Source organism: Streptomyces sp. NPDC003327 (assembly GCF_053589515.1).
The window spans coordinates 36321-43254 of sequence record NZ_JBSFSA010000050.1 but is presented as its reverse complement, the minus strand read 5'-3'; the positions used below and the strand labels follow the sequence as shown (position 1 = coordinate 43254).

Genomic DNA, 6934 nt, shown 5'->3' with positions numbered 1-6934 from the left:
GGGGGGCCGTTGCCGTTGCGGGGGGGGGGGCCGGGGTTGGGCCCCGGCACGGCGCCCGCGCCGAGGTGCTCGGTCACGGTCGATGTCCCGGTCGATTCCCGTACGGGCTCCGCCGCGACCCCGGCGCGGGCGAGCGCGCCGGCCAGGTCGAGGGGGTGCCCCTCGGGGAGTTCACGGACGCGCCAGGCGCCGTTCCCGGCGACCCGTGCGGCGTCCAGGAAGGCGAGGGCGGCGACGACCGCGGCCCGCGCGGCGTCCTCCCCGGAAACCCGGAACACCTGCGCCCCGACGCGCAGCAACGCGTCGCACACGGGCCGGGCCCCGCCGGTCGGCGCGGCCGCCGCGTCGGCGCCGGGCGCCTCGACCGGTCCGGCGGATGCGGCCTCGGTCGGCGGCCCAGCCTCGGCTGTCACCCCGGCCTGGGCTGTCACCCCGGCCTCGCTCGCGGAAGCGGCGGATGCGGCCTCGGTCGGCGGCCCGGCCTGGGCTGCCCCCCCGGCCCGGGCTGACCCGCCGGCCTCGGCGGCAGCCCGGCCGGAGACGGCCGCCGCCCCGGCCTCGCTCGCGGAAGCGGCGGATGCGGCTTCGGTCGACGGCCCAGCCTCGGCTGCCACCCCGGCCTGGGCTGCCCCCCCGGCCTGGGCTGACCCCCCGGCCTCGGCGGCAGCCCGGCCGGAGACGGCCGCCGCCCCGGCCTCGCGCGCGGGTCCGGCGGCCTCGGCCTCGGCCGGCGACTCCGCCTCGGCGCCGGGCCCGGTGCCCCCGCCCCCGGCCGCCGCCGTCCCCCCGACGCCCGTCGACGACCCACTGCTTTCGGCCACCCCCGTCGCCGCGGGGACTGCGATCAAGGTCACATCCGCGCCGAGGGCGGCGACGTCCGCGCGGCCGTCGTCGAGGGCGAAGAGGAAACGGCCGGAGAGGGCAGCCGCGCGCGGGTCCGCGCAGAGCAGGGCGTCCAGGTCGCGGGCCCACAACTGCACGTCGGCGTGGCCGTTTCCGTCGAGGCCGGCGGCCGGGGAGGCCACGATGTTGCGGACGCGCTCGTGCGTGGGGGAGGGCAGCAGGCCCGCCCCGTCGAGGAGCGCGGCCAGCTCCGCCCCGCAGCCCTCGCCGAGACCGCGCAGCTCCGCGTTGCCGCGCGAGGTGATGCTGACGCGCCCGTCGCCCAGGGTCTCCGCCGCCCCGGCCAGGACAACCGCCTGATGAGCCGTCAGGCGACCCCCGGGCAGGCGGAGTCGGGCCAGGCGGCCGTCGTCGGCGGGGTGCAGGCGCAGCGCCCCGGGGCAGGCGTCGCCACGGTCCCGTATGCGAGGTTCGCCCGGTTCGGGCGGTGGGGGTGGGGTGGGCGGCATGGCGGCGAGCATACCCACGGGGCACGGCCGGCCACCGGGTGTGATCCGGTCGACTCTGCCGGGGCCCTCCGGCCCGGCGGCGGCACGATCTAGGATGCAGACCGGCATGGGGTCCCAGGGCCCCGGGGAGGAAGCCCGGTGTGAATCCGGCGCGGTCCCGCCACTGTGAGCCCCGACCTGAAACGGGACGGGTGAGCCAGGAACTCCCGCCGTCCACACGACCACCCGGGGCGCGGACCACCCCGAGGAAGGGCCTGAGCTCGCCATGCTCCTGCTGCTGTCGCACTCCGACACCGACCTGCTCAGCGCCCGTGCGGCGAACGCCGCCGCGCCCGACGGCCCGGTCGAGTACCGCTTCGCCAACCCCGCCCGGCTCCCGCTCGCCGAACTCCCCGGCCTCCTCGACGGCGCCGACCTCGTCGTCGTCCGCCTCCTCGGCGGCCTGCGCTCCTGGCAGGACGGCCTGGACGCGGTCCTCGCCGCCGGCAAGCCCGTCGTCGTGCTCAGCGGCGAACAGGCCCCGGACGCCCAGCTCATGGAGGCCTCCACCGTCCCGGTCGGCGTCGCCACCGAGGCGCACGCCTACCTGGCGCACGGCGGCCCCGCCAACCTGGAGCAGCTGGCCCGCTTCCTCTCCGACACGGTCCTGCTCACCGGCCACGGCTTCGAGGCCCCGGCCGCCGCCCCCACCTGGGGCCCGCTGGAGCGGACCGCCGCGCCCGGGAACGCCAGCGGCCCGACCGTCGCCGTGCTCTACTACCGCGCCCACCACATGAGCGGCAACACCGCCTTCGTCGGCTCGCTCTGCGACGCGATCGAGGCCGCCGGCGGACGGCCGCTGCCGCTGTACGTGGCGTCGCTGCGCGCCCCGGAACCGGAGCTGCTCGACACCCTCCGTACGGCGGACGCGATCGTCACCACCGTGCTCGCGGCGGGCGGCACCAAGCCGGCCGAGGCGCAGGCGGGCGGTGACGAGGAGGCCTGGGACGCGGGCGCGCTCGCCGCCCTCGACGTACCGATCCTGCAGGCGCTGTGCCTGACCGGCTCGCGCTCCGCCTGGGAGGAGAACGACGAGGGCCTGTCGCCGCTGGACGCGGCGAACCAGATCGCCGTCCCCGAGTTCGACGGCCGCCTCATCACCGTCCCGTTCTCCTTCAAGGAGATCGACGCCGACGGCCTGCCCGCGTACGTCGCCGACGCCGAGCGCGCCGCCCGCGTCGCCGGGATCGCCGTCCGGCACGCCCGGCTGCGCCACATCCCGAACGCCGAGAAGAAGCTGGCGCTCGTCCTCTCCGCGTACCCGACGAAGCACTCCCGGATCGGCAACGCGGTCGGCCTCGACACCCCCGCCTCCGCCGTCGCCCTGCTCCGCCGCCTCCGCGAGGAGGGGTACGACTTCGGCCCGGCCGAGGAGCTGCCGGGCCTGGTCTCCGGCGACGGCGACGAGCTGATCTACGCCCTCATCGAGGCCGGCGGCCACGACCAGGACTGGCTCACCGAGGAGCAGCTGGCGAAGAACCCGGTCCGCATCCCGGCCGCCGACTACAAGCGCTGGTACGCCGAGCTGCCCGCGGAGCTGCGCGAGCAGGTGGAGGAGCACTGGGGCCCGGCGCCCGGCGAGATGTTCCTCGACCGGTCGCGGAACCCGGAGGGCGACATCGTCCTCGCCGCGCTGCGCCGCGGGAACCTGCTGGTCCTCATCCAGCCGCCGCGCGGCTTCGGCGAGAACCCGATCGCGATCTACCACGACCCCGATCTCCCGCCGTCCCACCACTACCTGGCCGCCTACCGCTGGATCGCCGCGCGCGCCGAGGACGGCGGCTTCGGCGCCGACGCCATGGTGCACCTCGGCAAGCACGGCAACCTGGAGTGGCTGCCCGGCAAGAACGCCGGTCTCTCCGCCGCCTGCGGCCCCGACGCGGCCCTCGGCGACCTGCCGCTCGTCTACCCGTTCCTCGTCAACGACCCGGGCGAGGGCACCCAGGCCAAGCGGCGCGTCCACGCGACGCTCGTCGACCACCTCGTGCCGCCGATGGCCCGCGCCGACTCGTACGGCGACATCGCGCGCCTGGAGCAGCTCCTCGACGAGTACGCGCAGATCAGCTCCATGGACCCGGCGAAGCTGCCCGCGATCCGCGCCCAGATCTGGACGCTGATCCAGGCCGCCAAGCTCGACCACGACCTCGGCATGGAGGAGCGCCCCGAGGACGACGGCTTCGACGACTTCCTCCTGCACGTCGACGGCTGGCTGTGTGAGGTCAAGGACGCCCAGATCAGGGACGGTCTGCACGTCCTCGGTGGCGCGCCGACCGGCGCGGCCCGGGTCAACCTGGTCCTCTCGATCCTGCGCGCCCGCCAGATCTGGGGCGGCACGCAGGCGCTGCCGGGTCTGCGCGAGGCGCTCGGCCTGGACGAGTCGGCCGCGACCCGCACCACCGCCGACGAGGCGGAGGAGAAGGCCCGCGCGCTTGTCGAGGCGATGGAGGCGGCGGACTGGTCGGTGGACGCGGTCGCGTCCGTGGCCGCCGCGTACGGCCCCGAGGTGCACGCCGTCCTGCGGTTCGCGTGCGAGCAGGTCGTGCCGCGGCTCGCCGCCACCACCGACGAACTCGCCCACGCCGTGCACGCCCTCAACGGCGGCTTCGTCCCGGCGGGCCCTTCCGGTTCGCCGCTGCGCGGACTCGTCAACGTCCTGCCGACCGGCCGGAACTTCTACTCGGTCGACCCGAAGGCCGTGCCGTCGCGGCTCGCCTGGGAGACCGGCCAGGCGCTCGCCGACTCGCTCCTGGAGCGCTACCGCACCGACAACGGCACCTGGCCGACGTCCGTGGGCCTCTCCCTGTGGGGGACGAGCGCGATGCGGACCGCCGGCGACGACGTGGCCGAGGCGCTCGCGCTGCTCGGCGTCCGGCCGCTCTGGGACGAGGCGTCCCGCCGGGTGAACGGCCTGGAGCCGATCCCGCTCGCCGAGCTGGGCCGCCCGCGCATCGACGTGACGCTGCGCATCTCGGGCTTTTTCCGGGACGCGTTCCCGCACGTCATCGGCCTCCTCGACGACGCCGTCCGGCTGGTGGCCGCCCTGGACGAGTCCGCCGAGGACAACTACGTACGGGCGCACGCGCAGGCCGACCTCGCCGAGCACGGCGACGAGCGGCGCGCCACGACCCGCATCTTCGGCTCGCGGCCGGGCACGTACGGCGCGGGCATCCTCCAGCTGATCGACTCGCGCGACTGGCGGACGGACGCCGACCTCGCCGAGGTGTACACGGTGTGGGGCGGTTACGCGTACGGGCGCGGGCTCGAAGGCCGCTTGGCGCGCGCCGAGATGGAGACCGCGTACAAGCGGATCGCGGTCGCGGCGAAGAACACGGACACGCGCGAGCACGACATCGCCGACTCCGACGACTACTTCCAGTACCACGGCGGCATGGTGGCGACCGTCCGCGCGCTGAAGGGCACGGCCCCCGAGGCGTACATCGGCGACTCGACCCGCCCCGAGACCGTCCGCACGCGCACGCTCGTCGAGGAGACCTCCCGCGTCTTCCGCGCCCGCGTGGTGAACCCGCGCTGGATCGAGGCGATGCGCCGCCACGGCTACAAGGGCGCGTTCGAGCTGGCGGCGACCGTCGACTACCTCTTCGGGTACGACGCGACGACGGGCGTGGTCGCCGACTGGATGTACGACAAGCTGACGCAGGAGTACGTCCTCGACCCGGAGAACCAGGCCTTCCTGAAGGAGGCCAACCCCTGGGCCCTGCACGGCATCGCGGAACGGCTCCTGGAGGCCGAGTCGCGCGGCATGTGGGAGAAGCCGGACGCGGAGACCCTGGCCGCCCTGCGCCAGGTCTTCCTGGAGACGGAGGGCGACCTGGAGGGTTCCTCCGACGACTAGGCCGCCTCTTTCCGATCAGGACGGGGCCGTGACGGGAACCGGGGCCGGTGCCAGGTCGAGGCGGCGGCCCCGGAAGCCTGCCCGCAGGCGGCGGTCGTGGCTGACCACGACCAGCGTGCCCGGGTAGGACGCGAGCGCGGCCTCGATCTCCTCCACCAGGCCGGGGGCCAGGTGGTTGGTCGGCTCGTCCAGGAGGAGCAGGTCGGCCGGTGAGGTCACCAGCCGGGCCAGTTCCAGTTTGCGGCGCTGGCCCGTCGAAAGCTGCCGTACCGGGGTCGCCAGATCCCGGGCGGCGAAGAGCCCGAGGGCGAGCAGTTCGTCCTCGCGGCCCTCTCCGAAGGCCTCGCCCACCGTACGGGGGTCGTGGGGTGGGGCCGTGTCCTGGCGGAGCAGCCCGACCCGGGCCGGTACGTTCACCGTGCCCGTGTCCGGGGCGAGTTCGCCCGTCAGGACCCGGAGGAGGGTGCTCTTGCCCGCGCCGTTGGGCCCGGTGACCAGGAGCCGCTCGCCCGGGTCGAGGTGGAGGGCGTCGAGTCGGAGCCGGCCGTCCACCCGCACCCCGGTGACGTCCACGGACGCGGCCTCGCCGGTGAGTCGCGCGCGGAACCGCAGCGGCTCCGGCGGTGCCGGCACGGGGTGGGCGGTGAGCCGGGCGAGCCGCTCGCGGGCGGTGCGGATGCGGCTCATCGCTCCGTGCGCCCGGGACCGGGCCCGGAAGGCGCCCGCCCCGCTGAACGCGGCCGGTGCCTTGCGCGGGATCGCCGAGAGGCGGTCGATCCCGGCGTCGGCGAGGGCCGTCGTGCGGGCCAGTTCGGCCTTCCACTCCTCGTGCTCCCGGGCCCTGCGGGCCCGTTCGGCGGCCCGGCCCGCCAGGTATCCCGCGTAGCCGTTGCCGTACCGCCGGACGGTGTGCCGGTCCTCGTCCACCTCCAGGACGGCGGTGGTGACGCGTTCGAGGAAGACCCGGTCGTGGGAGACGGCCACGACCGTGCCCCGGTGCCCGCGCAGCCGCTCCTCCAGCCAGGCCACGGCCTCGTCGTCGAGGTCGTTGGTCGGTTCGTCGAGCAGCAGCAGTTCGGGCTCGGCGGCGAGGACGGCGGCGAGGGCGAGCCGGGACCGCTGTCCGCCGGAGAGGGTGCCCAGCGGGCGGGCCCGGTCCAGCGGGCGGGGTTCGCCGAGCCGCCGCAGGACGGTCTCGACCCGCCGGTCCGCCCCGGCGCCGCCCCGTGCCTCGTGGGCGGCGAGCAGGTCCGCGTATCCGGCGAGGTCACCGGTGCCGGCGAGGGCCGTCTCGGCCGCCCGGATCGCCCGCTCCAGCTCCCGGATCTCCGCGAGCGCGTGGTCGACGGCGTCGCCGACGGTCGCGGCCGCGGGAAGGTCGAGGGTCTGGGCGAGGTGACCGAGGCCGCCGGGGGCGTCGACGGCCACGGTCCCGCTGTCGGCGGTGTCGAGGCCGGCGAGGAGCCGGAGGAGGGTGGACTTCCCCGACCCGTTGTCGCCGACGACGCCGAGGCGCTCGCCGGGGCGGACGGTGAGGGTGACGCGGTCGAGCACCGTCCTGTGGTGGACGTACCGGTCGTCGTAGCGCTTGCTGACCTCGGTGAGTTGGGCACGGAACAAGGGCGACCTCCCGGTCGATGGCGCGAGACGTTCCGTCTCGTTTCGATGACCGTACGACATGGAGGAGAAG

3 protein-coding genes and 1 riboswitch are annotated in these 6934 nt (G+C 75.8%); of the genes, 1 reads left to right on the top strand and 2 read right to left on the bottom strand.

Annotation, left to right across the window (positions count from 1 at the left end; genetic code table 11):
- On the bottom strand, positions 1-1352 hold a 1352-nt coding region (locus ACWDVG_RS27660; RefSeq protein ID WP_451703010.1), incomplete at its 3' end, for a cobalamin biosynthesis protein CobG.
- A 127-nt stretch (positions 1353-1479) separates the two neighbouring features.
- A riboswitch (cobalamin riboswitch) is annotated at positions 1480-1558 on the top strand.
- 59 nt (positions 1559-1617) lie between these two features.
- Here ACWDVG_RS27660 and cobN point away from each other — a divergent pair.
- Complete coding sequence (cobN, locus tag ACWDVG_RS27655; protein ID WP_451703009.1) at positions 1618-5244, top strand: cobaltochelatase subunit CobN; 3627 nt, start codon at positions 1618-1620, stop codon at positions 5242-5244.
- Positions 5245-5259: 15 nt separating this feature from the next.
- Here cobN and ACWDVG_RS27650 read toward each other — a convergent pair whose 3' ends face one another.
- Positions 5260-6864, bottom strand: coding sequence for an ABC-F family ATP-binding cassette domain-containing protein (locus ACWDVG_RS27650; protein ID WP_451703007.1), 1605 nt, complete (start codon positions 6862-6864; stop codon positions 5260-5262).
- Between the last annotated feature and the right edge of the window lie 70 nt (positions 6865-6934).

Excerpts from the sequence above, each read along its gene's own strand:
- cobN (WP_451703009.1), top strand. The coding sequence starts at position 1,618 with ATGCTCCTGCTGCTGTCGCACTCCGACACCGACCTGCTCAGCGCCCGT.